Raw genomic sequence first — 26,042 nt, forward strand, 5'->3', positions numbered from 1 at the left:
TCACGGTTAGTCACGTTACTGTCACAAAGAGACCCTAAGCTTCGCGGTGTTCAGTTATCCGCTCACACCGCTCACACCTTGGAGGTTTCGATGAAATTGATGCAAACCGTGTTCGCTGGCGTCGCTGGCGCGTTCTTCGCGATGGCCGCAAACGCAGCAGACATCACCGGCGCGGGCAGCACCTTCGCAGCACCGATCTACACGAAGTGGGCCGACGCCTATCAGAAGTCCGGCGGCGGCAAGGTTAACTACCAGGGCATCGGCTCGTCGGGCGGCGTGAAGCAGATCATCGCCAAGACGGTCGATTTCGCCGGTTCCGACGCTCCGCTGAAGGACGACGAACTCGCGAAAGACGGCCTGTTCCAGTTCCCGACGGTGGTGGGCGGCGTGGTGCCGGTCGTCAACGTGCCGGGCGTGAAGCCGGCTGAACTGGTGCTGTCGGGCGAAGTGCTGGGCGACATCTATCTGGGCAAGATCAAGAAGTGGAACGATCCGGCGATCGTTGCACTGAACCCGAAGGTCAAGCTGCCCGACACGGACATCGCCGTGGTGCGCCGCGCCGACGGTTCGGGCACGAGCTTCATCTGGACGAACTACCTGTCGAAGGTCAACACGGAATGGAAGTCGAAGGTCGGTGAAGGTTCGACGGTCAACTGGCCGACGGGCACGGGCGGCAAGGGCAACGACGGCGTCGCGGCTTTCGTGCAACGCCTGCCGGGCGCAATCGGTTACGTCGAATGGGCGTACGCGAAGCAGAACCACATGACCTACGTCGCGCTGAAGAATTCGACGGGCACGGTGGTCGAGCCGAAGACGGACACGTTCAAGGCAGCGGCAGCGGGCGCGGACTGGTCGAAGTCGTTCTATCAGATCCTGACGAACGAGCCGGGCAAGAACGCATGGCCGATCGTCGGCGCAACCTTCGTGCTGTTGCACACGACGCAGGAAAAGGCGCCGCAAGGCAGCGAAACGCTGAAGTTCTTCGACTGGGCGTTCAAGAACGGCACGCAGGCCGCGAACGATCTGGACTACATCTCGCTGCCGGAATCGGTCGTGTCGGAAATCAAGACGCAGTGGAAGTCGAAGGTGAAGGACGCTTCGGGCAAGCCGATCGCCGAGTAAGCACCGCCCCCGCAGTAATGGGCAACCGCTTCACGTAACACATTGGCCGTCCTCGCGTGAGGACGGCCAATGGCATTGACCGGCGCCGCTTTCATCGGCCGAACCCGGCGGGCGCTAGTGTCATCAGTGCATGTACGCACCACCTGCATCATCCGCCGCGCGACATACGTCGCATGGCAACTGGAAAAGGTCCATCAGGCTCTTATGTCCGACATCCAATTAGCGTCAGGCGCACCGGGAGCGACGCCGCCAGGCAGCGCCTCGCAGCAGAAAGCGCCTAGCCGCGCCGGCGACGTGATCTTCGGCGGCCTTGCGCGCCTTGCCGCCATCGTTACGCTGTTGCTGCTCGGCGGCATCATTGTGTCGCTCGTCGTCGCCTCCATGCCGTCGATCAGGCAGTTCGGCCTCAGCTTCCTCTGGAACGCCGAATGGGACCCGCCCAGCAAGCAGTTCGGCGCGCTGGTGCCGATCTACGGCACGATCGCCACGTCGATCATTGCACTCATCATCGCGGTGCCTGTGAGCTTCGGCATCGCGCTCTTTCTGACCGAACTCTCGCCCGCGTGGCTGCGCCGGCCGCTCGGCATCGCGATCGAACTGCTGGCCGCGATTCCGTCGATCGTCTACGGCATGTGGGGCCTGCTCGTGTTCGCACCGATCTTCGCGACGTGGTTCGAGAAGCCGCTCGGCGCGGTGCTCGGCGGCATTCCGGTGATCGGCGCGCTGTTCCAGGGCGCGCCCATCGGCATCGGCATTCTGTGCGCCGGCGTGATCCTCGCGATCATGATTATTCCGTACATCGCTTCGGTGATGCGCGACGTCTTCGAAGTCACGCCCGTGCTGCTGAAGGAATCGGCGTACGGCATCGGCTGCACGACGTGGGAAGTGATGTGGAAGATCGTGCTGCCCTTCACGAAGAGCGGTGTGATCGGCGGCGTGATGCTCGGCCTCGGCCGCGCGCTCGGCGAAACGATGGCCGTGACCTTCGTGATCGGCAATACGAATCTGCTCGACAACGTGTCGCTCTTTTCGCCGGGCAACAGCATTACGTCGGCGCTCGCGAATGAATTCGCCGAAGCCGATCCGGGCCTGCATACGTCGGCGCTGATGGAGCTCGGCCTGATCCTCTTTGTGATTACCTTTATCGTGCTGGCGATTTCCAAGGTCATGCTGCTGCGTCTCGAGAAAGGGGAGGGCGCGAAATGAGCCGGACCACCTTGAACATGCCGGGTTCGAACGACGCGGCCGCGCTCGAAAAAATGCGCGTGCGTCTGCAAGGACGCCGCCGCCTGCAAAACGCGATCGCGTTGACGCTGTCGCTCGCGGCAATGGCCTTCGGTCTGCTGTGGCTGGTCTGGATTCTGTACACGACGCTGCGCCTCGGCATCGGCGGCTTGTCGGTCGAACTGTTCACGCAGTCCACGCCGCCGCCGAATACCGATGGCGGCGGTCTCGCCAACGCGATTGTCGGCAGCTTGATGCTGGTTGTGCTCGCAACATTCGTCGGCACGCCGATCGGCATTCTCGCCGGCGTCTATCTTGCGGAATACGGGCAGAAGGGCTGGCTAGCGAGCGTCACGCGCTTCATCAACGACATTCTGTTGTCGGCGCCGTCGATCGTCGTCGGTCTCTTCGTCTATGCGCTCGTCGTGGCGAAGATGGGCCACTTCAGCGGCTGGGCCGGCGTGTTCGCGCTCGCGCTGCTGCAGATTCCGATCGTGATCCGCACCACCGAAAACATGCTGAAACTCGTGCCGAACGCGCTGCGTGAAGCGGCGTTCGCACTCGGCACGCCGAAGTGGAAGATGGTGCTGTCGATCACGTTGAAGGCGTCGATTGCGGGCATCGTCACCGGCGTGCTGCTCGCGGTTGCACGCATTGCAGGCGAAACGGCGCCGCTGCTTTTCACCGCGTTGTCGAACCAGTTTTTCTCGGCGGATATGAGCCAGCCGGTGGCCAATCTGCCCGTCACGATCTACAAGTTTGCGATGAGCCCGTTCGCGCAGTGGCAATCGCTCGCGTGGGCCGGCGTCTTCCTGATCACGCTCGCGGTGCTCGGACTGAACATCCTCGCGCGCACGATCTTTTCGAACAAGTAAGGGCGGAGTGTAATCCGATGAACATGGCAGAAACTCAACTCAATCCGATCTCGCGTCCCACTGCGCCCGCCGGTTTCGATCCTGCACAAAGCGGCCAGGAGCCGTCGCCGTCGCGTCCGAAGATCGAGGTCAACGACCTGAACTTCTTCTACGGCAAGTATCACGCGCTGAAGAACATCAACCTGCAGATTCCCGAAGGAAAGGTGACCGCGTTCATCGGTCCGTCGGGCTGCGGAAAGTCGACGCTGCTGCGCACGTTCAACAAGATGTACGCGCTGTATCCCGAGCAACGCGCCGAAGGCGAGATCCTGATGGACGGCGAAAACCTGCTGACGTCCAAGCGCGATATTTCGCTGCTGCGCGCGCGCATCGGCATGGTGTTTCAGAAGCCGACACCGTTCCCGATGTCGATCTACGACAACATCGCGTTCGGCGTGAAGATGTTCGAATCGCTGCCGCGCTCGGAAATGGACGACCGCGTCGAATGGGCGCTCACGAAGGCCGCGCTCTGGAACGAAGTGAAGGACAAGCTCGGCCAGAGCGGCTACGGTTTGTCGGGCGGCCAGCAGCAGCGTTTGTGCATCGCGCGCGGCATTGCGATCCGTCCTGAAGTGCTGCTGCTCGACGAGCCTTGCTCGGCGCTGGACCCGATTTCGACAGGCCGTATCGAAGAACTGATCGCCGAATTGAAGAGCGATTACACGGTCGTGATCGTCACGCACAACATGCAACAGGCGGCCCGCTGTTCGGACTACACTGCCTATATGTACCTGGGCGAACTGATCGAATTCGGCGACACCGAAAAGATCTTCATCAAGCCGGTCCGTAAAGAAACGGAAGACTACATTACAGGCCGCTTCGGCTAATTCGCCGGGCAAAACAACGGAGTACGACATGTCCGATAAACATTTGTCCAGCCAGTTCGACGCCGACCTGAACCTGGTTTCCTCGAAGGTGCTCGAAATGGGCGGCCTCGTCGAATCGCAGATCGTCAACGCGATGCAGGCGCTCAACGAATTCGACCTCGACATCGCCGAGCAGGTGATCGCCGCCGAAGAGCGTCTGAACAAAATGGAAGTCGAGATCGACGAGGAATGCAGCAACATCATCGCGCGCCGTCAGCCGGCCGCGCGTGACTTGCGTCTGTTGATCGCGATCTCGAAGACCATCACGAACCTCGAGCGCGCCGGCGACGAAGCCGAGAAAATCGCCAAGCGCACCAAGCGTCTGATGGAAGACGGCGCGTCGCGCACCATCAATATCGCCGAGATCAAATTGTCGGGCGAAATGGCGGTGTCGATTCTGCGCCGCGCGCTCGACGCGTTCGCGCGTCTCGACACGGTGGCCGCCGCGCAGATCGTGCGCGACGATAAAGCGATCGACGAAGAATTCCGCGCGTTCGTGCGCAAGCTGATTTCGTACATGACCGAAGATCCGCGCTCCATTTCGGTGGGCCTCGATTTTCTGTTCATTGCGAAGGCGATCGAACGGATCGGCGACCACGCGAAGAACATCGCCGAATTTATTATTTACATCGTGAAGGGCACGGACGTGCGGCACAAGTCGCGCGACGCGCTCGAACGCGAAGCGCTCAGTTAATCCAGAGATAAGGACCAGAGGTGCCGATGCCCAGCAGCATTCTCGTCATTGAAGATGAGCCCGCCATTTCCGAACTGATTTCGGTGAATCTTCAACACGCCGGACACTGCCCGATTCGCGCGTACAACGCGGAACAGGCGCAGAACCTGATCAGCGACGTACTGCCTGACCTCGTGCTGCTCGACTGGATGCTGCCGGGCAAGTCGGGCATTGCGTTCGCGCGCGACCTGCGCAACAACGAGCGCACGAAGCACATTCCGATCATCATGCTGACCGCGCGCGGCGACGAGCAGGACAAAGTGCTCGGCCTCGAAATCGGCGCGGACGACTACGTCACCAAACCGTTTTCGCCGAAGGAACTGATGGCGCGCATCAAGGCGGTGCTGCGCCGCCGCGCGCCGCAATTGACCGAAGACGTGGTCGCGATCAACGGGTTAAAACTCGATCCGGCAACGCATCGCGTAGCCGCGCATGCCGAAGGCAGCGAGATCAAGCTCGATCTCGGCCCGACCGAGTTCCGTCTGCTGCACTTTTTCATGACGCACCCGGAGCGCGTGCACAGCCGCACGCAACTGCTCGATCAGGTGTGGGGCGATCACGTGTTCGTCGAAGAGCGTACCGTCGACGTGCATATCAAGCGTCTGCGCGCGGCGCTCAAGCCGGCAGGTTGCGATGCTATGATCGAGACGGTCCGCGGCAGCGGCTACCGCCTGGCCAAGAGCGCCTGATCTCAGCTTGATCCTGCGCGATCTCTTGCAGCGGCGGCGCGCACGCCGTTTTCTTCGATCGTTTTAGACCATGAACATCATCTGGGCGCGCTCCGTCGTTTCGATCGTGCTGCTCGCCATCCTGTGCGTGGTGGTCGGCGCATTAGTGAACGTGAAGGCGGCATTGATCCTTGCGGTCGTCATGCTGCTTTTGCAGAGCCTCTTCGGCACTTTCCATAAAGAGCGTTTGTGGCGTTTGCTCGACGCGCCGGTGTACGGCGAAGTGCCGAGCGCCCCCGGCATCTGGGGCGAAATCTACTACCGTTTGCATAAGCTCGCGAAGCGCTGGCATGCGCAGGTGCGCCAGGTCGAGCAGCAGCATTCGCGCTTCATTCAGGCTATTCAGGCGTCGCCGAACGGCGTCGCGATGCTCGACGATCACGATCAGATCGAGTGGTGCAATGCCATTTCCGAAGAACATTTCGGGCTCGACGCGAAGCGCGATTTGCGTCAGCACATCACGCATCTGGTGCGTCAGCCTGACTTCGTGCGCTATCTGAATTCGCACCAGTACGAGCAGATGCTGATCATGCGCGGCATGGGCGAGAAGCGGCAGAACGTGCTGTCCGTGCAGGTGTTTCCTTATGGCGAGAATCGCAAGCTGGTGCTGTCGCAAGACATCACCGAGCTCGAGCGCACCGACGCGATGCGCCGCGATTTCGTCGCCAACGTATCGCATGAACTGAAGACGCCGCTTACGGTTCTGTCGGGCTTTCTCGAAACGATGCGCGAGCTGCCGTTAAGCGAAGCGGAACGCGCGCGTTATCTGGAACTGATGGAGCAGCAGGCGTCGCGCATGCGCCATATCGTGAACGATCTGCTGGTGCTCGCCAAACTCGAGGGCGACAACAAGCCGCCGAGCGATCAGATGATCGACATGCGCGCGGTGTTGCGGCATCTGCGCGACGACGCCGAGAGCCTGTCGAGCGACCACCACATCATCACATTCGAAGCGGACGAAGGGCTGACCGTGACGGGCGTCGAAACCGAGCTTCTGAGTGCGTTCGGCAATCTCGTGACCAACGCGATTCGTTATACGCCCGACGGCGGCGCGATCAGGGTGAGCTGGCAGACGCAAGGCGGCGCCGCGGTGTTCTCGGTGACCGACAGCGGCCTCGGCATTCCGGCCGCGGACATTCCGCGGCTCACGGAGCGCTTTTATCGCGTGGATCGCAGCCGCTCGCGCGACACCGGCGGCACGGGCCTCGGACTCGCGATCGTCAAGCATGTGCTGCAACGGCACGACGCGCAGCTCGACGTGAAAAGCGAGGAAGGGCGCGGCAGCACGTTTAGCGTGAAGTTTCCGTTGTATCGCACGACGCGCCGGCAACCGGCACATGCATGACAGCGCCGCTGTCAAAGACAAAGCCCGCTAACGAAGCCCGCTAACCAAGCGGGCTTTTTTTATGCATCAACGCACCCGCATGTGGCGGGTGCAGCACTCACGAGCAGAACTTCGCCAGCAGACTCATCTGCGCGTTGCGCGACGACTTGCCGGGCCGCCGCCGACGATAATGCCCGTCGCTTTGCATGAGCCACGCCGACTGATTGTCGCCGAGAAATGCCGACAGCCCCTCGGCGATCACGCGCCGCTTCAGCCGCCGGTTATTAACCGGGAACGAGACTTCGACGCGGCGGAAGAAGTTGCGATCCATCCAGTCCGCACTCGACAGATACACCTGCTCGCGGCCGTCGTCGTAGAAATAATAGATGCGATGATGTTCGAGAAAGCGCCCGACAATCGAGCGCACCGTGATGTTCTCCGACAAACCCGGCACGCCCGGCTGCAACGAGCATACGCCGCGCACGATCAGATCGATCTTCACGCCCGCCTGCGACGCTTCGTACAACTCCGCGATCACCGTGGGTTCGAGCAACGCGTTCATCTTCGCGACGATGCGCGCCTTCTTGCCCGCACGCGCATGCTCGGCTTCGGCACGAATCGCCTCGACCAGTTTCGGATGCAGCGTGAACGGCGATTGCCACAACTCGTGCAGCTTCAGTTCGCCGCCAATGCCGGTCAGCTGCTGAAAAACGTGATGCACGTCCTCGCAGATCTTCTGGTCCGCGGTCATCAGGCCGAAGTCGGTATAAAGACGCGCGGTGCGCGGATGATAATTGCCGGTGCCGAGATGCACGTAACGCTTGAGCGTCGTCTTGCCGCCCACCGTCGCGCGCCGCACGATCAGCATCATCTTCGCGTGGCACTTGTGGCCGACCACGCCGTACACCACATGCGCGCCGACCGCTTCGAGTTGCGAAGCCCAGTTGATATTCGTTTCTTCGTCGAAGCGCGCAAGCAGTTCGACCACGACCGTCACTTCCTTGCCGTTGCGCGCGGCTTGCATGAGCGCGTCCATCAACGGCGAATCGGTGCCCGTGCGGTAGATGGTCTGCTTGATCGCGACCACGTTCGGATCCTTGGCCGCCTGCAACAACAGTTCGAGCACCGGCTGAAAACTCTCATACGGATGATGCAGCAGCACGTCGCCCTGATCGATCACGTCGAACATGCTCGCGGCATTCGCGATATGCGCGGGAATAGCCGGAATGTGCGGCACGAACTTGAGGTCCGGCCGATCGACCATCTCCGGCAACTGCATCAAACGCACGAGATTAACCGGACCGTCCGCGTAATAACAGTCCTTGTTCGAGAGGCTGCTTTCGTCGAGCAGACGCCGCACGACATGCGCTGGCGTTTCCGCCGATACTTCGAGCCGCACCGCATTGCCCAGATGCCGCGCGGGCAACTCGCCCTGCAGCGCGACACGCAGATTGGTGATTTCGTCTTCATCGACGAAGAGTTCGCTATTGCGCGTGATGCGAAACTGATTGCAGCTACGCACGACGAGATTCGGAAACAGCTCGCCGACAAAGCGTTGCAGCAGCGAGCTCAGCAGAACGAAACCATGCGGATAGCCCGACAGTTCCTGCGGCATGCGCACCAGCCGCGGCAACGCGCGCGGCGCCTGCACGATGCCCATCATCGCCTGACGGCCGAAGGCGTCCTTGCCTTCCAGTTCAACGACGAAGTTCAGGCTCTTGTTGAGCACGCGCGGAAACGGATGCGCCGGATCGAGGCCGATCGGCGTGAGCACCGGCAGCAGTTCGTCGAAGAAATAATTGCGCGCCCATTCGGTCTGCGCCTCGTTCCATGCTTCGGTGCCGTGAAAATAGATGCCTTCCGCTTCGAGCGCGGTAAGCACGGTGTCGTGCAACATCGTGTACTGCCGATGCACGAGCTTTTGCGCACGCTCGACCACAAGGTCGTACACATGCTGCAGCGACATGCCGTCCGGCGACAGTGCGCCTGGGTTGTCGCGCATCTGCTCCTGCAATCCGGCCATGCGGACTTCGAAGAATTCGTCGAGATTGCTACTGGTGATGCAGATGAAACGCAGGCGTTCGAGCAAAGGAACGGCGGGGTCGGCGGCTTGCGCCAACACACGCTCGTTGAAACCCAGAATGCCCAGCTCGCGATTCAATAAGGGGTAGCGGATGGACATCGGCAGCGAGAATGGAATTTCGGGGATAGGGGCGGAAAGACGCTCGGAAATTCTCACAATATGATGACATTGTTATGACATTCTCAATGTTATAAATTCTACGCTGTCTTCCTCGCGTGTCGTCAAGCTGACGCAGTGAGTATGGGACCATGGGGCAACCCCATTTTCGCGAGGTGGACATCGTGAGCTCCGGTACGCTTAGAATGGCGTCTTTGAACAGCGCGGCCGGTCGCAAGGCGCCCGGAGCCCCGGGCGGAGGTTCCGCCTTGCTCACATCCACCGCTGCCGCGCTCGCGCGCATGGAGTCCGCATACCCGATGGTCAATACCCCACAACTCCTTGCCGCCGTCGATCTCGGTTCGAATAGCTTCCGGCTGATCGTCGGCCGCGTCGAGGAAACCGACGCCGGCAGCCAGATCTATCAGGTCGATGCGTTGCGCGAGCCGGTGCGGCTCGCCGCCGGATTGTCGCGCGACAAAATGCTCGACCGCGCGTCGCAGGTGCGCGGCTGGGACGCGCTGAAACGCTTCGGCGAGCGGCTGCGCGACTTTCATCCCGATCACGTGCGCGCCGTCGCAACCAACACGCTGCGCATCGCGAAGAATGCCGGCGAATTCCTCGGCGAGGCGCAAGCGGCGCTCGGCTTCCCGATCGAAGTGATCGCGGGCCGCGAGGAAGCGCGGCTGATTTACGCCGGCGCTGCGCACTCGGTGCCGGCGAGTGCGGGCAAGCGGCTCGTGGTGGACATCGGCGGCGGGTCGACGGAGTTCATCATCGGTTCGCATTACACGCCGATCAAGATGGAGAGCCTGTATATCGGCTGCGTGAGCCATAGCCGCACGTTTTTCCCGGCAGGCAACGTCGACGAATACACGATGCGTCAGGCCGAACTCGCCGCGGGCCGGGAAATCCAGATCATTTCGTCCGAATACAAGAAGACCGGTTGGGAGCAGGCCATTGGTTCGTCGGGCACCGCGCGCGCGCTCGCCGAACTGGTCGAGGCAAACGGCTTCAACGATGCAGGTGTCACGCACGGCATTTCGCGCGGCGGCCTCGAGCGTCTGAAGCGCGCGCTGATCAAGGCGGAGAACGTCAACCGGCTGAAGCTCGTCGCGCTGAAGGGCGACCGCATTCCGGTGCTGGCCGGCGGTCTGTCGATCATGATCGCGGTGTTCGACGAACTGGGCGTCGATTACGTCGATACGACGGACGGCGCATTGCGTCTGGGCGTGCTCTACGACCTGCTCGGCCGTTCGCAGCACGAAGACATGCGCACGGTCACCGTCGAAGGCTTCATGCGCCGCTATGGCGTGGATCGCGCGCAGGCGGGGCGCATCGGCGAGCTTGCCGTGCGCTTCTACGATCAGTTCGACGAACCGGACGAAGAACGTCGCGTCGAGAATCGCATGTTCCTCGGCTGGGCGGCGGCGCTGCATGAGATCGGCTTGTCGATCTCGCACAGCGCGTATCACAAGCATTCGGCGTACATCGCGAGCAACGCGGACATGCCCGGTTTTTCGCGCACCGACCAGGCGCGGCTCGCGGCGCTCGTGCTCGGTCACGCGGGCAAGCTCGGCAAGCTGTCGCAAACGCGCGAGGTCGAGTGGCCGCTGCTGTTCTGCTTGCGGCTCGCGGCGCTGTTGTGCCGACGGCGCGCGGATGTGGGTCTGCCTGGCATCTCGGTCGCGCAGGCTAACGGCGGTTATGAAGTGCGTTTACCGAATGAGTGGGTCGCTAATAATCCGTTGACCGACTACAGCCTGATCCAGGAAGCGGCGGAGTGGGAAAAGGTTGGGATTCCGTATCGAGTGGTTTATACGGACGAGTGACGCGTCCGTTCTTAGTTTGCCAGTCTTTGGCAAAGCAGCGAGCAGATGAAGAAAAGCCCGGTTTTTACCGGGCTTTTCTGTCCATGCGGAGGTTGTGCGCTCAGCGCGGCATGGCATCGCCGAGGAAGTGCCGCGCGTAGCGCGCATTGATGTCGGACAGACGGAACAGCGTCAGGAAATCGGCCGTGTTGAAGTCGGGGTCCCATGCCGGCGCACCGCAAATTTTCGCGCCGAGACGCAGATAGCCTTTGACGAGCGGCGGCGGCGCCACGTTGGCGCCGGTTTGCAGTTCGTCGACGGGCAACGGCGTGTGGGGAAACGCGCGATATTCGGGCGCGGTCAGCGCGCTGTCGCGCAGCGAGCAATACAGGTTCGCGGCGTAGTGGCCGCCGTCGACCATCGCGACGCTCGCGCAGCCGAGCATCGTCTCGTAGCCGTTGTGCTGCATGTAAGCCGCGAGGCCCGCCCACAGCGACATGATCACCGAGCCGCTGCGATAGTCGGGATGCACGCACGAGCGGCCTACTTCGACCATCTTCGCGCGCAGGTGCGTGAGACGCGAGACGTCGAACTCGCTTTCCGCATACAGACGCCCGATGCGCGCCGCCTGGTGCGGCGGCAATGCGCGATACGTGCCGACCACCTTCAGCGTGTCGAGATCGCGCACCAGCAGGTGATCGCAATACGGATCGAACGAATCCACGTCGAGACCGGCGGGACCGGAAAGGCGTGCGCCCATTTCATCGGCGAACACACGGTAACGCAGACGCTGCGCCTCGCGGAGTTCTTCGTCGGTGCGAGCCCACGTGACTCGCAGCCGATGCTGCGCGGTGACCGTCTCTTCAGCGCGGGGCAGGCGGCGGGACTCGAAGATCGAAGCGAGGGGCAGGGTAGGCGTCGGCAGTTCTCGCATTGGGCGTCCTGGTCGAAAAAAGGATGAGTCTTTTTTCGCCAATGTAGTAACGCGTGGTGACGCTCGCATGGCAAAGCTGTGACGATTGGATGACTGCCTGTAAGGGGCAGCGGAGGAATCGTGCGGGGAGGCGGTTTGTGAGGCGCTCCTTGAGGCGCATGCGCGCTTGTTTTATGTGCTGCGGTGCTGCCGCTGCGGTCTTTGCGGTTTGCGGTTTGCGGCCGCGGTTTGCGCGCGGCCTGTGAACTGGTTCAGACCAGCTCGGGCGTGATGGCCGCGTGCAGCACCGCCTGATCGTCGCCGTGGCGCTCGCGGCTCGCGATCCACCATAGGCCGGCTTTCTTGATTGGCCAGCTTGCGTCGCTGCTCGCGAGCAGTCTGGCGGCGACGTGGCCGAGCGTCGGCTGATGACCGACGATCACCACCGTTTCGGCGATGCCTTTCGGCCAGCCGGCGGCGGTCAGCACATCGAGCGCACTGGCATTCGGCGCGAGTTCGCGCACGACGCGGTACTGGTCGCTCAGCGTCTCCGCGGTCTGGATGGTGCGCACGGCGGGGCTCGCGAGGATCACGGCGTCGTCGGGCAGGCGCGTGCGCAGCCACTTCGCGACGTTTTGCGCCTGCTTGCGGCCACGCGTGGTCAGCGCGCGGGCGAGATCCGTGGAGGCGTAGTCTTCGGCTTCGGCGTGACGCCAGAGAATCAGATTCATGCGGGCTCCTTTTCTCGAGTCTGAGTGCGGCGAGGGCGCGCGGAGGGGCGGGTTTGGCGGTGTGCTCTGTCCGTGTCCACTGTCGCATGCGGGTGCGGCGGGTTGCAAGGCGGGTGAGGCGGCTTGCCTTGTCACCTCGTCTCGTCTCGTTGCTCGCGTCGAGCGTTCGAATGTCTTACTAGCAGATCGCGGTCCTGAATGCCGGCGGCGGCGGACGCCCAAAAAGCAAAAACCCGCGAAGCCGAAGGCTACGCGGGTTCTGTGATGCGCTTAATGCTTGATGCCAATTTCGTGGTCGGAGCGAAAGGATTCGAACCTTCGACCCTCTGATCCCAAATCAGATGCGCTACCAGGCTGCGCTACGCTCCGACGAATCCGAGATTCTACGTGGCTTTAGGTGCCAGAGTCAATCGCGAATTGCGTCGGAGCAAAGTTAGCCGCGTCATATGCGCCCGAGCACCAGCAACACGATGACGATGATCAGCACGACGCCGAGCACGCCGGTCGGGCGGTAGCCCCAACCGCTGCTATACGGCCAGGTCGGCAGCGCACCGATCAGCAGCAGGATAAGCACGATGAGCAGGATGGTTCCGATCGTCATTTGAGTTCTCCCTCTCGGCCCGAAAGGGTGCTGGGCCGCAGTCTGGTTGATCCGGCGCACATTGCTTGTCGCGACAGGCGACGCGCAACGCACGCGCTCCTTGCAGCCTGCGAATCAGCAACGCGCGTGCCCAGGGAGTTGACGGGGAGGCGCGACGAGGGGCGAGGGCGGAGCGACGGGCAAGAGCGCGGCTTGGCGCGCACGGCCACGCGGACGAGATCACTCGACCATCACAAACGGATCAGGCGCCAGCTCCAGCGAACGCCTTCAAGAAACAAAATCACGCGAACAAAACGACACCGTCCCGCGAGCGCGGGCTCATCTGCAAACGAGCGGCGCCAGCCGCGGTTTCAATGCCGGCGACGCATCCAATGCGGCATATGCGGATGTTGGTGACTTATCCAGTGATGCAGCATGCCTTCGCCATGTTCGCGTCGATAGGTTCTCGATTCGAAGATGGATAGTGCCAGCAGCACCGCGAGGCCTACTCCGAGTCCGACCAGACCGGCGATCGATTCAGCGTCCATGGCAGTCTCCTTTCACGTTCGGCTGTGACTTTATAGTAGGTCAAGCATCGCGAAATGGCAGAGCCGGCTGCGCGCGCGGCGTCATGGAATGCGCGTTGCGGGTAGACTTCCGCGCTCCCGTCGTGCACACCTTTTCGTTAGAGAGATTAGTGTCTATGTTCCGCGTTTCGATGATTGCATTGCTGCTCGCCGCCGGTGTCGCCGGCTGTGCGGATGGACCGTCCGCCCATCACGCCGGCCCGCCGCAGGACCCCGCCGATTATCACGGCGTGCCCACCGACACCCACCCGCCCGCGATGGTGCCCGCGCCCGTCGCGCGCTGAGCCTGAGTTGAGTGTTCGTTAAGTTTGCGTCTGCGATAAAGCGAAGCGTCGATGCGGGCACACCGGCGCTTCTGACCCACGCACACTGTTTGCGCGGAATGCGAGGGCTGCAGGCATTCTAGAGCCGCGTCCCTGCGGGATATGTGTGCGCTTGTTTCAAGGCGTAACGGGGAAGGCGGCGAAGCGAGGGCCGGCCAATGGGGAGGCAATGGCGAGACAACAACGAGGCAACAACGAGGCAACAACGAGGCAACAACGAGGCAACGACGAGGCAACGACGAGGCAACGACGAGCAGGGGCGAGGCAACCACGAGCCAACGACGATGCAGCCCCGATACAGCGGCGATGCAACCGCAGCGCAGAGCGTATCCGCACTTTTGTGGGCGAGGCAATGACGAAGCAACGGCGGGGCAACGAGGAAGCAGCGACGAAGCAACGTAACCCCGCTACACGCTCGCATTAGCACGACACGCCCCCGACGAACGACCAGCGCTTCCAAGCGTCAACGCCGTCGGCGCGACGCAACGCCACATCGCCAGAACAAGCCCCCTACACCCCCGCGCCCCCGACCCCACGCACCAGCCCCGGCAAATACCGCCCGAGCGTCACACCGCGCGCGGCCATGAAGACGAGCATCGCGGCCCACAGTCCGTGGTTGCCGCACAGCGCGAGCAGCGGCCACGACGCGCCGACGAAAACCGCGAACGACACGATCATCGACGTCATCAGTTCGCGCGTCCGCGTCGCGCCGATAAACACGCCGTCGAGCACATAACCCGCCACCGACACCACCGGCGAAAGCGCCGCCCACGGCAGATACAGCTCGGCCGTGGCGCGCACGCTGGCCTGATCGGTGAGACCTTCGACGATCCACGAACCCGCGCCCGCATACACCAGCGCGAAGCCGCACGCGCCGAGCGCCGACCACAGCACCGTCACCTTGACCGCCTGCACGAACGCATGCCGGTCGCGCGCGCCGATCGCGGCACCGACGAGCGCCTCGGCCGCGTGCGCGAAACCATCGAGCCCGTAAGCCATGAAGGTCTGAAAATTCAGCAGCAGCGCATTCGCGGCGAGCGTCGCGTCGCCTTGCCGCGCGCCGAGATGCGCAAACCATCCGAACGACAGCAGCAAACACAGCGTGCGCACGAAGATGTCGCGATTGAGCACGACGAGCCGCCGCAGCGCCGCGGCGTCGAAGAGCGCTTGGCGGTTCAGCGCAGGCAGACCGCGCGGCCTGCCGTGCCACAGCAGCGCCGCACCGAGCACGAAGCCGAGCGCGTCCGCGGTGGCGGTGGCCGCGCCGATTCCGGCGACGCCCCAATCGAACGCATGCACGTACACGAAGACGGCGACAATGTTCACACCGTTGATGAATACCTGCGACAGCAACGCGAGCCGCACGCGCTGCGTCCCCAGCAGCCAGCCAAGCACCACGTAGTTGCCGAGCGCGAGCGGCGCCGCCCAGATGCGCGCATGGCAGTAAAGCCGCGCGTTGCGCTGCACGGCCTCGCTGCCGCCGATGGCGCGCAGCGCGTAATCGAGGAGCGGCGCTTGCAGCGCGAGCACCGCCGCGCCGATCAGGACCGCGAGCAACAGCGCGCGCACGACGTTATCGCGTAGCCCCGCATCGTCGCGGGCGCCGTGCGACTGCGCGACGAGGCCCGTCGTGCCCATGCGCAGAAAGCCGAAACCCCAGAACACGAAGTTGAAAAAGAGCCCGCCGAGCGCGACGCCGCCCAGATACGACGCGCCGTCCAGGTGTCCGGCGACGGCGGTATCGACGGCGCCGAGAATCGGCTGCGTCAAATTCGCGAGGACGATCGGAAACGCAAGCGCAAGCACGCGGCGGTGCCAGCGCACCGGCGAGGCGGACGCGGGCGCGGGCACCGGCTGCGCGGCTTCGCTCAATGGCGTTCCTGCACGCACACCCACGGCGACACGACCACGGCCCACAGGTCAGGATCGCGCGCGGCGAAGTCGGCGGCGGTTTCCGCTTGCACACGCTCGACCAGTCCGGACGACAGCCATTGCGTGACCTGCGTGGTGTCGTCGCTGGCGATGGCTTCGGCCACGCTCACCAGATCGAGGTCGCTCGCGACGCGCAGCAGCATGCCGCGCGCAAAAAAGCGTTCCAGCTCCGGCCAGCCGATTTTCGCGGTTTCGGCGAGCAGTTTGGTGTACAGAGGGCTGTGGGTCGCGTCGTTGGAAGTCATCGTAAGCGGGGTTCTGGCGGGGGTCGATACTATAAACCATCGGCGCGGGCAGCCTGCGCGGCGCGCAGCGTTCCGCGGCGCCGGGCCGTTGGGCAGTGATTCGATTCTGAACCTTCATGTCGCGCGGTTCAACGGCGCGAGCGGCTCATAAAAACCATTGCCGCGCGAACGGATTATGACTTTCGGCAGACTTGTGCAGCGACGTTCAAACGATTAACATCTGATTATTAATTATGAGCAGACGATTTTAATCATGCGGTTCTGTCTATTTAAAATTGGGACATTTCGCCAATTGCGAACTTCTGTGGAGGATATTCGGTCGGCACAGGCGCGGTCAATCACGCTAGTTAATAGAAATGGTGCGGTGGCGCACTAAGCGCTTTTCGCGGCACTGCCCGATGAGATCACGTCCGGCGTGTCCGCTCACGATCGCTGTAAAACTTTCCTCAGCCCAATACGCGCGGCCCGGCACGAGCATTGCTCCATGCGGGTCTCGGGCGCATTAGGCAAATTAGCTTATGAATTAAAGAGCCCGTTGATCAACAGATAAGAGCCCCGTGCACGGCTTTTATTCACCGAGCTTTGCGTTCACATAATGCGGAATCCGTGCGTCGCATCACACTGTTCGGATAATTAATATATTGCGCTTGTAAAAGCCGGTTGTTAAATTTCGTTCTGGCGCATGGTGAACCGGTCCTTTGCCGATATGCGCCGAACCCCCGTTAGCCCGGCCTCGCGCCGGGCTTTTTTTTGCCTGCTTTTTAACCGCGGTCACCGCGACGACATACCTCGCGCGGATCATTAAACTTACCTTTCCTTTCGTCGATTATGAACGGGGTAATCATTTTCGTCGCGCTGTGGCCGATTGCATTCGCGGCTTTGCTGGCCTTCGCTGCACGCATCGAACCGCGTTCAGGGCGCTGGCTGCGCCGTCGGCTGGATTCACCGCAATCGGGCGGCGCGGCCAGCGCGGCTTATTGCTTGCAGCGGACGACCATCGACCGGTTTTTCACGTTCGCGCCGAAAATGCCGCCCACGGTGCCGCCCGAGGTGGCGCCGTTATCCACATCTTTCGAGACGACGTCGTAGCCGTAATTGCCGCAGACTTCGCCCGCGCGTTTATAGCATTCGGCCCAGCTCGTGCTCGCGTCGCTGCCGCTGCAGTTGATCGCGAACCCGGTGTCGCCGCTCGGCAAGTAGGTCATGGTGGTGGTCGTGGAACAGCCGGCCAGGCTGCCCAGTGTCAGCACGCCGACACCGATCGCCGCGGCCGTCGCCACGGACGCCAATGCGCTCTTCATTACGGTTTTCCTTACAGATGACGTGGCAGACGTGACGGGTGGCCACGTCTGCCGGATTGAGCGTTTATAGCACGCGGGGTCCCCGCGCCACCCACGCCGCGGCGCGCCTAGCGCGGCGGCAGTGCGCGCGACGGGTCGATCGAGCGGCCCTGATAACGCAGCTCGAAATGCAGCATCACGCGGTTGGTATCGGTGTCGCCGATCTCCGCGATTTTCTGACCTTGCGTGACGGTTTCGCCTTCCTTCACGAGCAGCGCGCGATTGTGCGCGTAGGCGGTCAGATACTCGGCGTTGTGCTTGAGAATCAGCAGATTGCCGTAGCCGCGCAGTCCGTTGCCGGCATAGACGACGGTGCCGGCCGCCGCCGCGACGACGGGTGTGCCCGCCGGCGCGGCAATGTCGATGCCCTTCGAACTCGAGCCGTCGAAGCCGCGAATGACGCTGCCGCTCGTCGGCCAGATGAGCGAAATCGACGACGCCGGCGCGGACGACGGCGCATTGTCGCCCGGCGCGGGACGCGGCGCGGCGGACGCACTCGCGCTGCCATTGCCGTTGCCGTTGCTGCGCACGGCGCCGCTCGTCGAGGCCACACCGTTGGGCGGCTCGACACGCAGCACTTGTCCGACTTCGATGCTGTCGGGGTTCGTCAGGTTGTTCCAGCGCGTGATGCTTTGCACCGATTGCCGGTGACTGCGCGCGATCTTCGACAGCGTGTCGCCCCGTTCGACGCGATAAAAACCCGGACCCACCGGCGCAGACCCGCACGCGGCGATGAGCGCCACCAACGACACGCACGCGAGTCGTTTGATCATTCTTGTTGTTTCAGGCATTGGACCTCGCAAAGCGCTGCCGCGCGCCGATCCCGATCACGCGGCAGGTGGATACAAAGCGTCCGATTCTAACGGTTTTGCGTTGCAGCATCGGAAAAGCGGCCAGGAAGGATGACGTCGCCCACCTTCTAACGACGCATGCTCCGTCCCGCTCAGGCCACAAACTCCGCCGCGCTCAGCCCAGTTTGCCTACATGGATGCGCAAAGCAGCCGCCTCGGTTTTGCCCGGCTGGAGCCAGCGCAGGCCCATGCCGTTGTGAATCGCATCGGGCAAGCCGAGCCACGGCTCGACGCAATAGAAGTCCGACTCCGGCGCTTCCGTCCAGGTCGTCACCGCATACCAGGGCACGGAGTTCGGTCGTTGGAGATCGATCGTGATGACGCGGCCGAGGCCCGGCGCGATCAGCCGCACCGGTTGCTTCGGCTCGCCGGTCAGGCAATGGAAGCGGTCGTGAATGCGCGCTTCGTCGAGCGTGTAGCGCGCTTCGCCCGGCTCGGCGGCGCTGATCGAACCGTCGGCCTGCTGGAAACGCCGCTCGGTGGGCGGCAATTCCAGCGACGTCTCGCCGCGCTGCGTGTGCGGCAGCGTGAAGTAAAAGTGATGGCCGGCGTAGTAGGGCAACGGGGCATCGCCGGTATTGGTGGTGGTGAGCGTGACGTCGAGCGTTTGCGCGTCGATCAGCGTGTACGCGGCTTCGAAGCGAAAGCCGAACGGATAGCCGCCGCGCGTCGCCTCGCTGTCGGTCAGCACGAGGCGCAGGCCGGCGCCGTGCACGTCGGCGTGGGCGTCGAACGGCAGGTCGCGCGCGAAGCCGTGCATGGGCAGCTCGCGCACCGTGCCCTGTGCGTCGCGCCAATAACCGATCTTGCCGTCCACGCGATGGCGTCCGAGAAACGGAAACAGCAGCGGATTGCCGCCGCGGATGCGCGCCGGCTGGCTCCAGTCGGCGTGTTCCGGCCAATGAATCACCTCCTCGCCGTCGATGAGCCACGAAAGCAGACGGCCGCCGGCTTGCGGCGCAAAACGGAGCACGGAGGCGTCCTGGGCGATTTCGAGAATGTCCTGCTGCGGAGAAAGAGGCATGGTCGATGGCGTGATCAGTAAGTGTTGAGCCGGCGCAAGCCCCGCCGGCCGAGACGACGATTTTGCTCTGCTTTGGCGTACGGGGAAACCCTTCTCGGGAAATTGCGAGTGTCGCGAGTTGGCGGTTGTTGCCGATAATCCGTCTCACTGCCCGGTGACTTCTACCGCCGGGCGAGATCGCTCAGGAGGCGTCATGGATCTCGCAATGGCAATGGGTGTCGCGCTCTTCGGCATGTTCACCGCAAGTACCGTCTACTTCTTCTACAAGCTCGAGCGCTGATCCGGGCGTCCGCTCGCTGCGCGACGCGCGGCTTGCGATCCGTAAGCTTCGCGCGCTTCCAGGCGCGCTGATCGCACGTCTCGCCGTCAGACGATTGAAAGGGCTGCTGCTGGTCGGCGGCCCTTTTCGTTTGCGTTTGGCTGACAACTGTATCGAGTTGTGACGCAGCGCGTCAAAATTTCCCCGAATGTGGCCGAGGCGCTTGGCGCTGACTTGCCACCCAGGCATAATCGGTGCGCTTTTTGACGCGCCGGCTGATTCGTTGTGCGGCGCGCTGTCCCCGACATCTTCCTTACAAGGACTGCCGCGTGAATCTGTCGTTTCTGATCTTCCTGAGCGTGCTGCAAGGCGTGACCGAACTCTTCCCCGTGAGCAGTCTCGGGCATACGCTGCTCATTCCCGCATTGTTCGGCATGCATATCGATAAGCACGCGCCGCAGTTGCTGCCGTTTCTCGTCGCGCTGCATCTGGGCACGGCGTTCGCGCTGCTGTGGTATTTCCGCGAGCGCTGGTGCGCGCTGGTGCGCGGCTTCTTCGCGTCATTCGGCGGACGCCGCAACGACGACGCGCACATGATGTGGGCGCTCATCATCGGCACGATTCCGGCGGGACTCGTCGGCCTGCTGCTGGAAAAGCGGCTCGAGCGCATCTTTCACGATCTGCGCATTGTCGCGATCGCGCTGATCGTCAACGGCGTGCTGTTGTGGGTGGGCGACCGCCTGCAACGCTCGCGCGCGCATCAGGCGCCGGAGAAGATGACCTTCCGCCAGGCGTTTTTTGTCGGCCTCGCGCAGGTCGGCGCGCTGATTCCGGGCTTCTCGCGCAGCGGTCTCACGATGATCGCCGGCAACGCAGCGGGTCTCACCGCCGAGAAGGCCGCGGAGTTCTCGTTCCTGCTCGGCACGCCGATCATTTTCGCGGCCGGGCTGCTCGAACTGCCGAAGCTCTTCCATGCGCCGGGCCAGCTTGCGGACGCACTGCTCGGCGGCGTGCTGACCGCTATCGCCGCGTATCTGAGCGTGCGTTTCCTGATGCGCTATTTCGAAGGCCGCGGACGCCTTGCTTCGTTCGGCGTGTACTGCGTGATCGCGGGCATCGTGTTCCTCGGCTGGTTCGCATTGCATCCGCAGCCGGTCTGATAATGTTAAGGATGCCCGCCGCGTTCTGGCGGGCGCGGGGCGATCGGTTATAATCCGGGCCCAGTCGTGTGCGGCGGTAGCTCAATTGGATAGAGCACAGGTCTTCTAAACCTGAGGTTGTGAGTTCGATCCTCGCCCGCCGCGCCATCGTCTGCATGAAGAATCCCATCTACCGACTATCCGGCGATGGGATTTTTTTTCGCCCGCGTTTTCGTCAACCCTTGCGCCAATAAAAAAGGGCAGCCGAAGCTGCCCGTCGAAAGCCGCACCGCGCAGGCCGGCTGTTGCTTACCGTTGTGGCTCGCTATCGCGTGTTCCGCATGTTTCGCGCGTTCACTTTCACTGCCTGATGTTCAGCGCGGCGGTCAGGTCGCCCATCGGCTTGCCGCCGTTGGCGACGAGCGCGGCGTCGCGGGCCGCGATGCCCGGCAGCGTCGGCAGCGAGAAGCGATGCGTGATGAAGCGCAGGATCGACGTCGTGTCGTATTGCGTGTGATCGACGAAACCCTTCTTCGCGAACGGCGAGATGATGAGCGCCGGAATACGCGTGCCCGGACCCCAGCGGTCGGCCTTCGGCGGCGCGACGTGATCCCAGAAGCCGCCGTTTTCGTCGTAAGTCACGACCACCAGCATGTTGTTCCACTGCGGGCTTTTTTGCAGATGCGAGATGACATCGGCGATGTGCTGGTCGCCCGACGCGACGTCGGTATAGCCAGGGTGCTCGTTCAGGTTGCCCTGCGGCTTGTAGAACGTGACTTGCGGCAGCGTGCCGCTGTCGATCGCCTTAATGAACTCCGAGCCGCCGAGGCCGCCGTCGAGCAGATGCTGCGCGCGGTTCGCGCTGCCCGGCGCGAGGTCGGCGAAGTAGTTGAACGGCTGATGATGCGGCTGGAGGTTCGGCGCCGTCAGATTCGCGCCGTAAATCACATTCGACGTGCCGTTCTGCGCCGCCGACAACGCCGCGCCCCACGCGCCGCCGTACCACGCCCACGACACCTTCGCGTTGTTCAGCAGATCGCCGATGTGCTGCTGCGTCTGCGCTGGCAACGTCGTGGCCGCGCCTGCGTCGGCGAGATTCGCGTCGCCGCCCGAGGCCGCCTTGTTGCCGCTCGGCTGATACGGCGGCTGCATCGTGTTGATCGCGAAGAAGTCGGGCGTGAGGTTGCCCGACAGCACGAACTTCGGCGGGCCGTTGAGCGACGAAGCCGGCGAGTTCGACGCGAGCTTGAGCGTCACGCCGTCGCTTTCGACTGCCGAAATCGAGCCGGCCGCCGGGCTCTTGTCCGCGTTCGGATAGACCGGCGTGCACGCGCACACGAGCCACTGGTGATTCAGGAACGAGCCGCCGAATGCGCCCATGAAGAAGTTGTCGGCCAGCGTGTATTGCTGGGCGATTTTCCACAGCGGTAGCTTGTCGGCGTCGAGCGTGTAGTGGCCCATCACCAGGCCGCCCGAATCGGCCCATGCGGCGAACTTGTCGTTCTTGCCGCCGTCGATCTGCATCTGGTTTTCATAGAAGCGGTGATACAGATCGCGCGTCGTCTTCGTGATCGGCGTGTTGAAGCCGTTGGGGTCGTCGATGGCGAACGGGCTGTTCGGCAAGTTGGCGGTCATCGCTTGCGTGACGACCGGCGTCACGCCCGTTTGCGTGAGACCGTTCCAGACTTGCGGCAGCGTCGCGAGTGTCGAGCCGTCGCGGTCCAACTGCTTCGCAGCGGTCGCGCTGACGTTCTGCAAACCGTTCGCGCCCGGGAAGTTGCCATACAGATTGTCGAAGCTGCGGTTTTCGGCGTAGATCACGACGACCGTCTTGATCGAGGCGATGTCGGGTTGCGCGACCTCGTTGCCGCCGCACGCATACAGGCTTAACGCTGCGGCGATCGCCAACGGCGTGGCGCAGATCAGTTTCTTGTTCATTTATCTGGATTCTCTCTCTCGCGTTGGGGACGGGCCTCGGGCATTCCTTAACCCGATGACCGCGCGCAAAAGTGTGGCAACGCAATTTGACAGAAAGATGTATTCATTACGGATCGCTTTGAATCGGCGATGGCCGTCGGCTGGATGTCATTTCGACGACATACAGATGAAATACCCTCGCGGACTTCAATAGCGCACATTCACATCATTCATATGCGGCTCGGTTTGTCGGGGATCAGGAAGACGGTAGGGCGCGTGACGGCGCGGCGCGGCGTGCAAGCGGATGCCGATGCGGTCCACGCTGAGCGCGCGGTGGCGGGTGCTCGCGGGCTGGGGTCTGGATTGGCGTCGACGGTTGCATTGGCAGCCGTGGTGGTAAGCGCGGGGCTTGCAGGTTGCGATTCGGGCGCGAACGCGCAGTCGGGTTCCGCGTCGGCGTCGGCCGCCGCCTCCGCTGCGCAGCCGATGAAAGTGGCCGCACATGAAGCCGCGCCGGCCGGCGGCCAAACGCGCGCGCAAGTCTACGAATCGGTGCGCAAGGTGAGCGCGCTTGGCAAGCGACTGTTCTTCGATCCGTCGCTATCCGGCTCGGGCAAGCTCGCGTGCGCGTCGTGCCACAGTCCCGACCACGCGTTCTCGCCTGCCAACGCGCTGTCCGTGCAACTGGGCGGCAGCGACATGCATCGCGTCGGCATGCGTGCGGCGCCGACGCTCAAATACTTGCAATCGGTGCCCGCGTTCGCCGAGCACTATCACGAGTCCGACGACGAAGGCGACGAAAGCGTCGACGCGGGCCCGACCGGCGGACTGACGTGGGACGGCCGCGTGGATCGCGGCGGCGACCAGGCGCGAATTCCGCTGTTGTCGTCGTTTGAAATGGGCAGCTCGCCGGCGAAAGTCACCGCGGCGGTCAAGGCCGCGCCGTACGCCGGCGATTTCCGCGACGCGTTCGGCAAAGACGTTTTGGATAACGACGACGCGACCTTCAAGGCGGTGCTGCAAGCGCTCGAGACCTTCGAGCAGACGCCCGAGCTGTTCTATCCGTACAGCAGCAAGTACGACGCCTATCTGGCGGGCAACGCGCAGCTCACGCAAGCCGAGCTGCACGGCCTGCAACTTTTCAACGACGAGAAGAAGGGCAACTGCGCGAGCTGCCACATCAGTCAGCGCACGATGGACGGCGCGCCGCCGCAGTTCAGCGACTTCGGCCTGATCGCGATCGGCGTGCCGCGCAATCGCGCGCTGCCGGTGAATCGCGATTCGCGCTTTTACGATCTCGGCGCGTGCGGCCCGGAGCGTACCGATCTGAAGGGACGCTCGGAGTTCTGCGGCATCTTCCGTACGCCGACGTTGCGCAACGTCGCGTTGAAAAAGAGCTTCTTTCACAACGGCATCTATCACTCGCTCGAAGACGTGCTGCACTTCTATGCCGAGCGCGACACGAATCCGGAGAAGTTTTATCCGGTTGTCAAAGGCAAGGTGCAGAAGTTCGACGATTTGCCGCGGCGCTATTGGGCGAATCTGAACACGGAGCCGCCGTTCGATCGGAAGCCGGGCGACAAACCCGCGCTCGACGATGCGGAAATCAAGGACGTGGTGGCGTTTCTGAATACGCTCACCGATGGGTATAAAGCGGGGAATTAAAGCGACGGGCCTTGCGGGATGGAAGTGCTACTTGCGTGCGAGCGCGTGGCCCGCATGAATCGATTGGCGCCGGCAGCGCGCCGGATTTAGACGCGTGCGTCAGCGAGCATCAAGTAGCAGGCCGACAGCAGCATCGCAAAAGAGACGAGCAGACACGCAATGCCGGCGCGCGTCACGAAGTTGGGCCAGCGCGGCCGGCGAAGTCCGTCGATGCGGACGATAGGGCGCGCGAGACCGGGGTCGCGGCGAATCGCGACGGGCACGAGCGCAAGGCAAAGCAGCGCGAGTGAGACAGCGGAGGTTTCCAGCGCAACGGAGAGTTCCATCATGGGGCGTTTGAAGTCGTTCAGCGTGAAGACGCAATACGGCCAATCATAGGAATGCGGGTTACGCGGGGATATGGGAGCTATCCTAAAAATGCCGACCTTTGCGTGCTTGCGGCCAACTGTCGCTGCCGACGGGCTCATTGCGGCCTATGAGGCGACGCGACGCCAGGCTGTTGGAAACGGACATGCTATGCTTTTGGGGTCCAGATCAAGAGCCGCATAAGCTTCACAAGCCGTACAAGCTGCGCTCATGACCGCCCGAAACGTTTCCGAGGAGAACCCTTCATGTCGATGCGAACCCGTGCTTTCCGTCAACTGACCGCCGCCGGTCTGCTGCTTGGCGCGGCGATTGGCGCCCAGGCAGCGAATCTGGGCTTCCTGAACGACACGCCGATCAGCTACATGAAGCAGCGCGACGTCGACTCGGTCAGGCAGGCCGTCTTTACCACGCTCGATCAAAAGCAGGACGGCGAAACCACCACCTGGGTCAACGAAGGCACGCGCAACAGCGTGAAGATCGACGCGACCATTCAGGTCGTGAAGACGTCCAAGGAAGGCGCGCGCACCTGTCGCGACCTCGGCATCGTTCTGAACGCGAAGGGGCAGTCGATGAACCTGCACCCGCAATTCTGCAAACAGGGCAGCGGCACCTGGCAATTGCAGAAAAAGCATTGAGCATGCAGGCAGTGCTGATCGACCACACGCGCGGGCAAGCCGCAAGCCGGGCGCGGCGCGCGCGGCGATGAGTCCGCGGGTCGTCTCGTGCGGCATCGTCCTGCTCGATCCAGAGGGGCGCGTGCTGCTCGCGCACGCCACCGAAACATCGCACTGGGACATTCCCAAAGGTCACGGCGAGGAAGGCGAGGCGCGGCACATCACCGCGCTGCGTGAGATGGTCGAGGAGACGGGAATCGCCATTGAGCCCGAGCGTCTGAAAGACCTGGGCCTTTTTGTGTATCGCCGCGACAAGGATCTGCATCTGTTTGCGGCGCGCGCGACCGCGGACGAACTCGATCTGAGTTCATGCACCTGCACGTCGCTGTTTCCGCGCCGCTCGGACGGCACGCTGATTCCCGAGATGGACGCGTATCGCTGGACCGCACCCGACGAAGTGGACAAGTACGCGAGCCGCAGCCTCGCGCGGCTCTTTCACACAACGCTTTCGCTGACGGAGCTGCATCGGTCGCTGCATCGGGCGCTGTAGCGGCGAGCGCCGACAGATGCAAAAACAAAAGGCGTGCATCGGATGAAACCGATGCACGCCTTAGTGGACCACCAGATGCGCGACTAGCGCGCTCTCAGGCCATAG

26 protein-coding genes and 2 tRNA genes are annotated in these 26,042 nt (G+C 62.9%); 15 read left to right on the plus strand and 13 right to left on the minus strand.

Features of this window, described 5'->3' with window-relative positions; all coding sequences use genetic code 11:
• The first annotated feature begins 90 nt into the window (after positions 1 to 90).
• From pstS to phoR, 7 genes are all read left to right on the plus strand, one after another.
• Positions 91 to 1,122 carry a phosphate ABC transporter substrate-binding protein PstS gene (pstS, locus tag BGRAMDRAFT_RS26615; RefSeq protein WP_006051986.1) on the plus strand — a complete coding sequence of 344 codons (1,032 nt, stop codon included), beginning with the start codon at positions 91 to 93 and terminating at the stop codon, positions 1,120 to 1,122.
• A gap of 204 nt (positions 1,123 to 1,326) precedes the next feature.
• On the plus strand, positions 1,327 to 2,328 hold the full coding sequence (pstC, locus tag BGRAMDRAFT_RS26620) for a phosphate ABC transporter permease PstC (protein ID WP_029967734.1): 1,002 nt from the start codon (positions 1,327 to 1,329) through the stop codon (positions 2,326 to 2,328).
• On the plus strand, positions 2,325 to 3,221 hold the full coding sequence (gene pstA / locus BGRAMDRAFT_RS26625) for a phosphate ABC transporter permease PstA (protein WP_006051988.1): 897 nt from the start codon (positions 2,325 to 2,327) through the stop codon (positions 3,219 to 3,221). The genes pstC and pstA overlap by 4 nt, the downstream gene beginning before the upstream one ends.
• Positions 3,222 to 3,238: 17 nt before the next feature.
• A complete protein-coding gene (gene pstB, locus BGRAMDRAFT_RS26630; protein WP_006051989.1) occupies positions 3,239 to 4,087 on the plus strand; it encodes a phosphate ABC transporter ATP-binding protein PstB in 849 nt (282 codons plus the stop codon).
• Between the two features lie 28 nt (positions 4,088 to 4,115).
• Entirely contained in the window at positions 4,116 to 4,820 is a 705-nt protein-coding gene (gene phoU / locus BGRAMDRAFT_RS26635) for a phosphate signaling complex protein PhoU (RefSeq protein ID WP_006051990.1), read from the plus strand.
• 26 nt (positions 4,821 to 4,846) lie between these two features.
• On the plus strand, positions 4,847 to 5,548 hold the full coding sequence (phoB, locus tag BGRAMDRAFT_RS26640; RefSeq protein ID WP_006051991.1) for a phosphate regulon transcriptional regulator PhoB: 702 nt from the start codon (positions 4,847 to 4,849) through the stop codon (positions 5,546 to 5,548).
• Positions 5,549 to 5,618: 70 nt separating this feature from the next.
• Positions 5,619 to 6,932 carry a phosphate regulon sensor histidine kinase PhoR gene (phoR, locus tag BGRAMDRAFT_RS26645; RefSeq protein ID WP_006051992.1) on the plus strand — a complete coding sequence of 438 codons (1,314 nt, stop codon included), beginning with the start codon at positions 5,619 to 5,621 and terminating at the stop codon, positions 6,930 to 6,932.
• A gap of 97 nt (positions 6,933 to 7,029) precedes the next feature.
• On the opposite strand, the gene ppk1 is transcribed toward phoR, so the two are convergent.
• Positions 7,030 to 9,093: a polyphosphate kinase 1 gene (gene ppk1 / locus BGRAMDRAFT_RS26650; RefSeq protein WP_006051993.1), complete on the minus strand. Its 2,064-nt coding sequence runs from the start codon at positions 9,091 to 9,093 to the stop codon at positions 7,030 to 7,032.
• 203 nt (positions 9,094 to 9,296) lie between these two features.
• Between ppk1 and ppx the strand changes: the two genes are divergently transcribed.
• On the plus strand, positions 9,297 to 10,922 hold the full coding sequence (gene ppx, locus BGRAMDRAFT_RS26655; RefSeq protein WP_044021890.1) for an exopolyphosphatase: 1,626 nt from the start codon (positions 9,297 to 9,299) through the stop codon (positions 10,920 to 10,922).
• 100 nt (positions 10,923 to 11,022) lie between these two features.
• Here ppx and BGRAMDRAFT_RS26660 read toward each other — a convergent pair whose 3' ends face one another.
• The 5 genes from BGRAMDRAFT_RS26660 to BGRAMDRAFT_RS35085 form a co-directional block, all read right to left on the minus strand.
• The gene (locus BGRAMDRAFT_RS26660) at positions 11,023 to 11,835 is read right to left on the minus strand and encodes a GNAT family N-acetyltransferase (protein WP_006051995.1); all 813 of its coding nucleotides are present in this window, start codon (positions 11,833 to 11,835) and stop codon (positions 11,023 to 11,025) included.
• A gap of 251 nt (positions 11,836 to 12,086) precedes the next feature.
• Positions 12,087 to 12,545, minus strand: a complete 459-nt coding sequence (locus tag BGRAMDRAFT_RS26665) for a SixA phosphatase family protein (RefSeq protein WP_006051996.1) — start codon at positions 12,543 to 12,545, stop codon at positions 12,087 to 12,089.
• Positions 12,546 to 12,837: 292 nt separating this feature from the next.
• Positions 12,838 to 12,914: transfer RNA gene (locus tag BGRAMDRAFT_RS26670), tRNA-Pro, on the minus strand.
• A gap of 73 nt (positions 12,915 to 12,987) precedes the next feature.
• The gene (locus BGRAMDRAFT_RS34055; protein ID WP_006051997.1) at positions 12,988 to 13,146 is read right to left on the minus strand and encodes a DUF3309 family protein; all 159 of its coding nucleotides are present in this window, start codon (positions 13,144 to 13,146) and stop codon (positions 12,988 to 12,990) included.
• 350 nt (positions 13,147 to 13,496) lie between these two features.
• Positions 13,497 to 13,673, minus strand: a complete 177-nt coding sequence (locus BGRAMDRAFT_RS35085) for a hypothetical protein (protein ID WP_006051998.1) — start codon at positions 13,671 to 13,673, stop codon at positions 13,497 to 13,499.
• A 149-nt stretch (positions 13,674 to 13,822) separates the two neighbouring features.
• Between BGRAMDRAFT_RS35085 and BGRAMDRAFT_RS35090 the strand changes: the two genes are divergently transcribed.
• Entirely contained in the window at positions 13,823 to 13,996 is a 174-nt protein-coding gene (locus tag BGRAMDRAFT_RS35090; protein ID WP_232292375.1) for a hypothetical protein, read from the plus strand.
• Between the two features lie 549 nt (positions 13,997 to 14,545).
• Here BGRAMDRAFT_RS35090 and BGRAMDRAFT_RS26680 read toward each other — a convergent pair.
• The 5 genes from BGRAMDRAFT_RS26680 to BGRAMDRAFT_RS26700 form a co-directional block, all read right to left on the minus strand.
• Entirely contained in the window at positions 14,546 to 15,907 is a 1,362-nt protein-coding gene (locus tag BGRAMDRAFT_RS26680) for an MATE family efflux transporter (protein ID WP_006052000.1), read from the minus strand.
• The gene (locus BGRAMDRAFT_RS26685) at positions 15,904 to 16,212 is read right to left on the minus strand and encodes a DUF2288 domain-containing protein (protein ID WP_006052001.1); all 309 of its coding nucleotides are present in this window, start codon (positions 16,210 to 16,212) and stop codon (positions 15,904 to 15,906) included. Before BGRAMDRAFT_RS26685 ends, BGRAMDRAFT_RS26680 begins: the two co-directional genes overlap by 4 nt.
• A gap of 974 nt (positions 16,213 to 17,186) precedes the next feature.
• Positions 17,187 to 17,513, minus strand: a complete 327-nt coding sequence (locus BGRAMDRAFT_RS26690) for a hypothetical protein (RefSeq protein WP_006052003.1) — start codon at positions 17,511 to 17,513, stop codon at positions 17,187 to 17,189.
• 107 nt (positions 17,514 to 17,620) lie between these two features.
• A complete protein-coding gene (locus BGRAMDRAFT_RS26695) occupies positions 17,621 to 18,343 on the minus strand; it encodes a peptidoglycan DD-metalloendopeptidase family protein (protein ID WP_006052004.1) in 723 nt (240 codons plus the stop codon).
• 175 nt (positions 18,344 to 18,518) lie between these two features.
• Complete coding sequence (locus tag BGRAMDRAFT_RS26700) at positions 18,519 to 19,427, minus strand: aldose epimerase family protein (RefSeq protein ID WP_006052005.1); 909 nt, start codon at positions 19,425 to 19,427, stop codon at positions 18,519 to 18,521.
• Between the two features lie 154 nt (positions 19,428 to 19,581).
• On the opposite strand from BGRAMDRAFT_RS26700, the gene BGRAMDRAFT_RS35680 reads away from it, so the two are divergent.
• The 3 genes from BGRAMDRAFT_RS35680 to BGRAMDRAFT_RS26710 all read left to right on the plus strand — a co-directional run bounded on the left by BGRAMDRAFT_RS35680 (position 19,582) and on the right by BGRAMDRAFT_RS26710 (position 20,993).
• Positions 19,582 to 19,707 (plus strand): UDP pyrophosphate phosphatase, encoded by a 126-nt coding sequence (locus BGRAMDRAFT_RS35680; protein WP_208716164.1) that lies wholly within the window; start codon positions 19,582 to 19,584, stop codon positions 19,705 to 19,707.
• A gap of 308 nt (positions 19,708 to 20,015) precedes the next feature.
• The gene (locus BGRAMDRAFT_RS26705) at positions 20,016 to 20,846 is read left to right on the plus strand and encodes an undecaprenyl-diphosphate phosphatase (protein ID WP_006052006.1); all 831 of its coding nucleotides are present in this window, start codon (positions 20,016 to 20,018) and stop codon (positions 20,844 to 20,846) included.
• Positions 20,847 to 20,916: 70 nt separating this feature from the next.
• Positions 20,917 to 20,993, plus strand: a tRNA-Arg gene (locus BGRAMDRAFT_RS26710).
• A 192-nt stretch (positions 20,994 to 21,185) separates the two neighbouring features.
• Here the strand turns inward: BGRAMDRAFT_RS26710 and BGRAMDRAFT_RS26715 are convergent.
• A complete protein-coding gene (locus BGRAMDRAFT_RS26715; protein WP_006052007.1) occupies positions 21,186 to 22,763 on the minus strand; it encodes an acid phosphatase in 1,578 nt (525 codons plus the stop codon).
• A gap of 213 nt (positions 22,764 to 22,976) precedes the next feature.
• Here BGRAMDRAFT_RS26715 and BGRAMDRAFT_RS26720 point away from each other — a divergent pair, with 213 nt between their 5' ends.
• Entirely contained in the window at positions 22,977 to 24,407 is a 1,431-nt protein-coding gene (locus tag BGRAMDRAFT_RS26720) for a cytochrome-c peroxidase (RefSeq protein ID WP_006052008.1), read from the plus strand.
• Between the two features lie 86 nt (positions 24,408 to 24,493).
• On the opposite strand, the gene BGRAMDRAFT_RS26725 is transcribed toward BGRAMDRAFT_RS26720, so the two are convergent.
• Positions 24,494 to 24,736, minus strand: coding sequence for a hypothetical protein (locus BGRAMDRAFT_RS26725; protein ID WP_322789599.1), 243 nt, complete (start codon positions 24,734 to 24,736; stop codon positions 24,494 to 24,496).
• A 282-nt stretch (positions 24,737 to 25,018) separates the two neighbouring features.
• On the opposite strand from BGRAMDRAFT_RS26725, the gene BGRAMDRAFT_RS26730 reads away from it, so the two are divergent.
• Together BGRAMDRAFT_RS26730 and BGRAMDRAFT_RS26735 are read left to right on the plus strand one after the other, a co-directional pair.
• On the plus strand, positions 25,019 to 25,408 hold the full coding sequence (locus tag BGRAMDRAFT_RS26730; protein ID WP_006052010.1) for a hypothetical protein: 390 nt from the start codon (positions 25,019 to 25,021) through the stop codon (positions 25,406 to 25,408).
• 67 nt (positions 25,409 to 25,475) lie between these two features.
• Positions 25,476 to 25,937, plus strand: coding sequence for an NUDIX hydrolase (locus BGRAMDRAFT_RS26735; protein WP_006052011.1), 462 nt, complete (start codon positions 25,476 to 25,478; stop codon positions 25,935 to 25,937).
• The last annotated feature ends 105 nt before the right edge of the window (positions 25,938 to 26,042 follow it).

This window comes from Paraburkholderia graminis C4D1M, assembly GCF_000172415.1.
GTDB lineage: Bacteria > Pseudomonadota > Gammaproteobacteria > Burkholderiales > Burkholderiaceae > Paraburkholderia > Paraburkholderia graminis.

Bases quoted from the DNA above. Each gene is read 5' to 3' on its own strand.
- BGRAMDRAFT_RS35085 (WP_006051998.1), bottom strand. From the start codon at position 13,673: ATGGACGCTGAATCGATCGCCGGTCTGGTCGGACTCGGAGTAGGCCTC.
- pstS (WP_006051986.1), top strand. From the start codon at position 91: ATGAAATTGATGCAAACCGTGTTCGCTGGCGTCGCTGGCGCGTTCTTC.
- pstA (WP_006051988.1), top strand. From the start codon at position 2,325: ATGAGCCGGACCACCTTGAACATGCCGGGTTCGAACGACGCGGCCGCG.
- BGRAMDRAFT_RS26720 (WP_006052008.1), top strand. From the start codon at position 22,977: ATGCGGCTCGGTTTGTCGGGGATCAGGAAGACGGTAGGGCGCGTGACG.
- phoR (WP_006051992.1), top strand. From the start codon at position 5,619: ATGAACATCATCTGGGCGCGCTCCGTCGTTTCGATCGTGCTGCTCGCC.
- pstC (WP_029967734.1), top strand. From the start codon at position 1,327: ATGTCCGACATCCAATTAGCGTCAGGCGCACCGGGAGCGACGCCGCCA.
- BGRAMDRAFT_RS26725 (WP_322789599.1), bottom strand. From the start codon at position 24,736: ATGATGGAACTCTCCGTTGCGCTGGAAACCTCCGCTGTCTCACTCGCG.
- ppk1 (WP_006051993.1), bottom strand. From the start codon at position 9,093: ATGTCCATCCGCTACCCCTTATTGAATCGCGAGCTGGGCATTCTGGGT.
- BGRAMDRAFT_RS26700 (WP_006052005.1), bottom strand. From the start codon at position 19,427: ATGCCTCTTTCTCCGCAGCAGGACATTCTCGAAATCGCCCAGGACGCC.
- BGRAMDRAFT_RS26660 (WP_006051995.1), bottom strand. From the start codon at position 11,835: ATGCGAGAACTGCCGACGCCTACCCTGCCCCTCGCTTCGATCTTCGAG.
- BGRAMDRAFT_RS26695 (WP_006052004.1), bottom strand. From the start codon at position 18,343: ATGCCTGAAACAACAAGAATGATCAAACGACTCGCGTGCGTGTCGTTG.
- BGRAMDRAFT_RS34055 (WP_006051997.1), bottom strand. From the start codon at position 13,146: ATGACGATCGGAACCATCCTGCTCATCGTGCTTATCCTGCTGCTGATC.
- BGRAMDRAFT_RS26735 (WP_006052011.1), top strand. From the start codon at position 25,476: ATGAGTCCGCGGGTCGTCTCGTGCGGCATCGTCCTGCTCGATCCAGAG.
- ppx (WP_044021890.1), top strand. From the start codon at position 9,297: ATGGCGTCTTTGAACAGCGCGGCCGGTCGCAAGGCGCCCGGAGCCCCG.
- BGRAMDRAFT_RS26690 (WP_006052003.1), bottom strand. From the start codon at position 17,513: ATGAAGAGCGCATTGGCGTCCGTGGCGACGGCCGCGGCGATCGGTGTC.
- phoU (WP_006051990.1), top strand. From the start codon at position 4,116: ATGTCCGATAAACATTTGTCCAGCCAGTTCGACGCCGACCTGAACCTG.
- BGRAMDRAFT_RS26730 (WP_006052010.1), top strand. From the start codon at position 25,019: ATGTCGATGCGAACCCGTGCTTTCCGTCAACTGACCGCCGCCGGTCTG.
- pstB (WP_006051989.1), top strand. From the start codon at position 3,239: ATGAACATGGCAGAAACTCAACTCAATCCGATCTCGCGTCCCACTGCG.
- BGRAMDRAFT_RS26665 (WP_006051996.1), bottom strand. From the start codon at position 12,545: ATGAATCTGATTCTCTGGCGTCACGCCGAAGCCGAAGACTACGCCTCC.
- phoB (WP_006051991.1), top strand. From the start codon at position 4,847: ATGCCCAGCAGCATTCTCGTCATTGAAGATGAGCCCGCCATTTCCGAA.
- BGRAMDRAFT_RS26715 (WP_006052007.1), bottom strand. From the start codon at position 22,763: ATGAACAAGAAACTGATCTGCGCCACGCCGTTGGCGATCGCCGCAGCG.
- BGRAMDRAFT_RS26685 (WP_006052001.1), bottom strand. From the start codon at position 16,212: ATGACTTCCAACGACGCGACCCACAGCCCTCTGTACACCAAACTGCTC.